At 55.4% G+C, this 4,462-nt stretch carries 3 protein-coding genes and 3 pseudogenes; 3 read left to right on the top strand and 3 right to left on the bottom strand.

Annotated elements, in window-relative coordinates; genetic code table 11:
• Positions 1-79: 79 nt before the first annotated feature.
• The 3 pseudogenes from DC522_RS32575 to DC522_RS32565 all read left to right on the top strand — a co-directional run.
• Positions 80-197 (top strand): annotated as a pseudogene (locus DC522_RS32575) (IS3 family transposase); the annotation flags it as partial.
• Positions 198-481: 284 nt separating this feature from the next.
• Positions 482-1,545, top strand: a pseudogene (locus DC522_RS32570) (IS110 family transposase).
• A gap of 16 nt (positions 1,546-1,561) precedes the next feature.
• A pseudogene (locus DC522_RS32565) lies at positions 1,562-1,855 on the top strand (transposase); the annotation flags it as partial.
• 215 nt (positions 1,856-2,070) lie between these two features.
• Here the strand turns inward: DC522_RS32565 and DC522_RS32560 are convergent.
• The 3 genes from DC522_RS32560 to DC522_RS32550 form a co-directional block, all read right to left on the bottom strand.
• Positions 2,071-2,946, bottom strand: coding sequence for a DMT family transporter (locus DC522_RS32560; RefSeq protein WP_116532564.1), 876 nt, complete (start codon positions 2,944-2,946; stop codon positions 2,071-2,073).
• A 72-nt stretch (positions 2,947-3,018) separates the two neighbouring features.
• On the bottom strand, positions 3,019-4,221 hold the full coding sequence (locus tag DC522_RS32555) for a pyridoxal phosphate-dependent aminotransferase (RefSeq protein ID WP_116532563.1): 1,203 nt from the start codon (positions 4,219-4,221) through the stop codon (positions 3,019-3,021).
• A partial coding sequence (locus tag DC522_RS32550) for a redoxin family protein (protein WP_133239449.1) occupies positions 4,218-4,462 on the bottom strand: 245 nt, incomplete at its 5' end. The genes DC522_RS32550 and DC522_RS32555, both read right to left, overlap by 4 nt.

Raw genomic sequence — 4,462 nt, 5'->3', positions numbered from 1 at the left:
GTAGAGCGAGGGGCGCGGCTTCTTCATACCGCCTCATATGCCAGCTCCCGCTCGCATCTCGTTAATGTGACGATGCCATTGGTTCAGCCGGCGGGTTCTGGCCTGGCGCCTCTCCATCACCCTGGAAGCTGCCTTCTGCATCGAGGCTGGAGGAAGCGCTGGCCTGCTACGGCTGCCCTGAGATCTTCAACACCGATAGTCAGAAGATCACAGCCAGTTCCTGGGCGGCCTGACTCAAACACCGATCGACCGACTGGTAGGCTGGCTCCGTAGGGTGCCCTGGTGTGGTCTGACCCGCACTCCGATCGACCGCCGTGTCTTTCCCTGGACCTGTCGGCCGCCTGGGAACGCCCTGCGGTGGGGCTTTGCCTCGCCGATGCCTGTGACCCGAGAAGGGCCTGACCTCAGGGTCTCGTGACTGTCCTGTCCGCGCACTCGGTCTCGGCAAAGCCTGGCAAACGGTCCAAGCTGGAGGCTGGGAATGGATAACAACGAAGATGGGACGCGCCACGTCGTCGGTGGCGTGGATACACACAAGGATTTGCACGTCGCCGCGGTCGTCGATGGACAGGATCGCGTTCTGGGAACAGCCTGCTTCGCCACCACCCGTCAGGGGTATCGGCAGATGCTCGTCTGGATGCGCTCGTTCGGGGACCTGCGGCGCATCGGTATCGAATCGACCGGCAGCTACGGTGCGGGCCTACTCCGGTTCATGCAGCAGGCAGGGATTGACGTGCTGGAGGTTACCGCGCCTGACAAGCACGATCGCCGGCGACGCGGCAAGAATGATGACCTCGATGCCCAGAATGCCGCCCATGCTGCATTGGCGGGAAGGAGAACTGTCACGCCCAGAAGCCGAGATGGGATGGTAGAATCCCTTCGCGTCCTCATGGTCTGCCGCAAGACCGCCGTCGCCGCGAGGCGTGTCGCCATCCAGATCATCCAGACCACGATTGTGAGCGCGCCAGACGGGCTGCGCGATACTTTGCGTTCCATGACGCGCATGCAACTCGTGCGAACCTTGGCCGCCTGGCGGCCGGATCTGACAGCCTATCGCGAGGTGGAAGCGGCTTACCGCATCAGCCTCAAATCGCTGGCTCGTCGCTATCTCGAGCTGCATGACGAGATTGCCGACCTTGACGCAATGATCAGCGCCATCGTCGATGAGCTTGCGCCCGAGCTCATCGCGCGCAATTCAATCGGCTACAGCTGCTCACGGCCGGCGACAATCCCGAGCGCTTGCGTTCTGAGGCGAGCTTCGCGGCGCTGTGCGGTGTAAGTCCGGTCCCCGCCTCTTCCGGAAAGACAATTCGTCACCGGCTCAACAGGGGCGGCGATCGCGCTGCCAACAGCGCCCTGCACATTATCGCCATTGGGCGGATCCGAACCGATTCAGCAACGAAGGCCTACGTCGCCAGACGCACCAGCGGAGGTCATTCGAAGCTCGACGCTATTCGCGCCCTCAAGCGCTACATCGCCCGTGAGGTCTTCCACATCATCACAAGACGCCACAGGGAGATCAATCAGACCCGCATCGCCGCTTGACAAACAGAAGGGCGTCCAAGGAAGCCAGTTTACGTCGACGGCCTTCACGGATGTCCTGCACAAGCACGTGATCGCCATCAGCATGGACAGCAAGGGTGCGTGGCGTGACAATGTCTTTGTCGAGCGGCTCTGGCGCTCCATCAAATACGAGGAGGTGTATCTCAAAGCATACGACAGTGTGGCTGAGGCCCGCGCTTCGATCGACCGATATCTCACTTTTTACAACAGCCGGAGGCCTCATTCGAACCTTGACCGGCGGACACCCGATCGGGCTTACTTCAACCCGCTGCCGCAACGCGCGGCGGCCTAACCCGGCAGACGTTCCACTTAGCAAGCCGAAAACGCTGTTCAAGCAAACCGAGCCACCTCAGCGGAAAGGACAGGCGAAGTATGCCTGCAATCCGCTACCATCGCTGGTCGAGCAGTTCGACCTGCTTGCCGCCTGAGCTTGCTACCGAGCGACTGTCCCTTTCGCGTCTCCTCTCTGAGTCTGCGACATAGCCCTTGACTCTCCCCGGAACAATTTTACGTTCGTCGGCGGACCAACCATATTCCCGACAGGATTATCAAACTCGCGCCTAAGAGAACGTGTGCCGATGGTTGTTCATTCCAGATAAGAAAACCATACAGAACCGCCCATACCAATATGGAATACTCCACGGGGGCCACCGTTGATGCGGGCGCGAAGCGAAGTCCTTCATAAAGCATGAACTGTCCCAAGCCTCCAACCCCTCCTAAGACGGCCATCAAGCAGATGTCTGCGATGTTTGGTGTCACCCAAACACTCGGCAATACTAGTAAGCATGCGAGCATGAATACGAGACTTCCCGAGAGCATCTGATTTAAGGACGTCTCTTTACCGCTAATTCTTCGAACAAGAACTGCAGCCATCGCCCAGCAAAAAGCCGCACAGAGAACAAGCAAGGCCGGAACTAGATCGACCCGACTACTCGGATCCATGGCAATGAGAACTCCTCCGAAACCAACTATCACGGCGATCCATTTTGAAGCGCCAACATGCTCTTTAAGGATCACGAGAGACAGAATGACAACGATGACGGGCGCGACAAAATAAATTGTTGTCATTTCCGCAAGTTGCAGCTGCCTAGCGGCCGTGTAGAACGTGAGCCATGCTGCAAGGGTGAATACTGCGCGAGTTATCAACGCGAGCTTATTAGGGCTCTTAAGAATCGACGCTTCACCACGAAACCAAGAGTAGCTAATTACAAAGACGACGATCAGAATACTTCGGATGAACAAAATTTGGGGGACCGTATAACTCGTGACCAGCCATTTCACGATGGCATCTTGAGTAGCAAGAAGAGCATAGCCTGCTGCGGCAAAAGCTATGCCGCGCAAAGAGTCAGACCTCGCGTCAAGGCTGCTAATTTGTTGGTCCATTGGGCTTCTTCCGACTGCGAAGGGGTTCATAAGTGGCTAGATAGTAGTAAAGGAAGCCATGGATGGCCTCATTTAACGAAGATTAGAGCAAAAACGCTCTATGCGCATGCAACCTTCGCGCAAATCATCAACCGACACTGAATAGGTAATGCGAAAGTGAAAAGGTAGACCAAAAGCTGAACCCGGAACAACTGCAACACTTTCCTCCTCGAGCAATTCCTCCGCGAACTCGTCATCGTTTCTGATTAATCGACCGGATGGCGCTGTTTTGCCTGCAACCAACCGGCAAGATGGGAAGACATAAAACGCTCCTTGTGGGCGATGACATCTGATGCCATCTATGCTGTTGAGAAGCGCGACAACAAGGTTGCGCCGCTGCTCGTAATCACGGCGATATTCTTGCAGGATGCTCTGCGGTCCATTCAGTGCTTCCAACGCCGCCCATTGTGCCACTGAACAAGCCGATGAAGTCTGTTGCCCTTGGACCAAATCCATGGCTTTGATGAACCATTCCGGCCCCGCGCCGTACCCGATACGCCAGCCCGTCATGGCATATCCTTTGGAAACTCCGTTGACGATTAACGTCCTTTTACGAAGTTCAGGAAATAGTTGAACGATTGTCGCAAACTTTGCGTTATCATAGACAAGATGTTCGTATATATCGTCGGATAGGAGCCAAACGTGGGGGTTTTCAAGAAGTGCCTCCCCTAATCCTAATAGCTCTGAACGGTTGTACGTTGCTCCAGATGGATTGCACGGCGAATTCAAAAGAAGCCACTTTGTTTTTGGGCTGATGATTCGTCTCAGTTCAGCGGGCGTTAATTTGAAATTATCTTCGTTAGAAGGGCGAGCAATGACTGGTGTTCCACCGCACAGCGAGACCATATCCGGATATGAAACCCAATAAGGTGCCGGAATTATAACCTCGTCGCCCTGGTTTAGGCTCGCGATGAATGCGTTGAATAAGACTTGCTTGCCGCCTGTCGATACGATTATTTCCGACGAATTATATTCAAGATTATTCTCGCGCTTAAATTTTTCACATATTGCGCGTCGCAGCTGCGGTATTCCCGCGACGGCCGTATACTTGATTTCCCTATTCTGGATTGCCGACACGGCTGCGTTCTTTACATTTTCCGGCGTGCTATAGTCCGGGTCGCCAGTGCTTAAGATTATAATGCTGCGTCCTGCCGCCGTCAGTTCGCGTGCTTTCTGACTGATAGACAATGTCGCTGATGGCTTAATTCGGCGCACTGCGTCCGAGAGAAATGTCACGACTTTTCTCCGAAAGTTGGGCGCTGCGCCTTTTCGCCCGCGTAGTCGGATGCGATGCGGTAGTTCAGATTTGGGAACTTGTCGATCAACCACGCGTCCAACTCGGTTCGGGCCTCCTCCGCCGTTGGAGTGTGTTCGCTAGCTGCAAGTCCGAAGACCTCAAGGCCGTTGTCTTTGTATTGCTCTTGCATCTGCACCAGATGAGGCATTGCCGCTACACATGGTGAGCACCAAGTTAGCC

The organism is Microvirga sp. KLBC 81, from assembly GCF_003075415.1.
Taxonomy (GTDB): Bacteria; Pseudomonadota; Alphaproteobacteria; order Rhizobiales; family Beijerinckiaceae; genus Microvirga.
This window is presented reverse-complemented; position numbering and strand designations above follow the sequence as displayed.